The organism is Bacillus sp. GMs2/2 (genome assembly GCF_050172095.1).
Classification (GTDB): Bacteria; Bacillota; Bacilli; order Bacillales; family Bacillaceae_G; genus Bacillus_A; species Bacillus_A cereus.
In genome coordinates, this window is the sequence record NZ_JBNLYE010000758.1 from 1 (window position 1) to 901 (window position 901).

The window sequence follows — 901 nt, forward strand, 5'->3', positions numbered from 1 at the left end:
ATCCTCGAAAGTAAGAGCCTTTATTGGGTATTATAAAAATAGTAGAGGTGAAATACAGCCCACTTTTATTTTAGGTGGAGATTCAGATGCCACAGGGGCAAATGGTGCGATTATGGTATACCAATTCTCAGATGCAAGTGTGAAATCTGGTGGAATCGGTATTACAAAAGGGCTCGATGGCAATGGATACTTGAATGCAGCTTCTTTATACTTTTCGCAAACAGGAAACGCAATGCTTGACGCTGATAAAATGATTGTCTTAGATGCTCAAAGTGAAATGAGGTTTAAAGTTAAAGATCAGTTCCGCTTTTATCGGAATGATAATTGGATTGCAAGTATTGGGACTTCATCTGGAGGAGATACAGACATTATGCTCCCAAGTGCGATGATACGAAATTCGAGTTGGGAAAATGGCTATATTCAAGTGAAAACCGCTCTTGGGACATATTATCAAGGCGTAATTGCCTCGGACTTCAAAGTTTCTTCTAAAGAAACTTATAAAACCAATATTAGACCAATTACACGTAGTGTATTGGAAACCGTAATGGCTTGGGATATTAAACAGTATAATCTGAAAACGGACATTCCAAAACTCTATGAAATGCGTATGAATCGTAAAGAAGGAGAACCGACAATTACTACAGATGCAATTCCTACGCATTATGGTTTAGTTATTCCAAAAGAAGCAGAGGAAAATGGTGTAGGCCTATACGGGATGCTTTCACAATTGACAAGCGGTTTTCAAGAATATGTGATCAAAACGGATGCTAGAATCGAAGAATTAGAGCCAATAAAGCCTAAAGGAAATAAAAAACACAGGAACAAAGTAAAACGTCAAAGAAGACCGCCTAGACGCGTGAAAAGGAATAGTTAGAGAGAGGTGTAGTCATGCGAAATGAGG

General features: G+C 38.4%; 1 pseudogene. It reads left to right on the plus strand.

Annotated features, from left to right (window positions below):
• Positions 1-874, plus strand: a pseudogene (locus ACQGS6_RS29305) (phage tail spike protein); the annotation flags it as partial.
• Positions 875-901 lie beyond the last annotated feature (27 nt).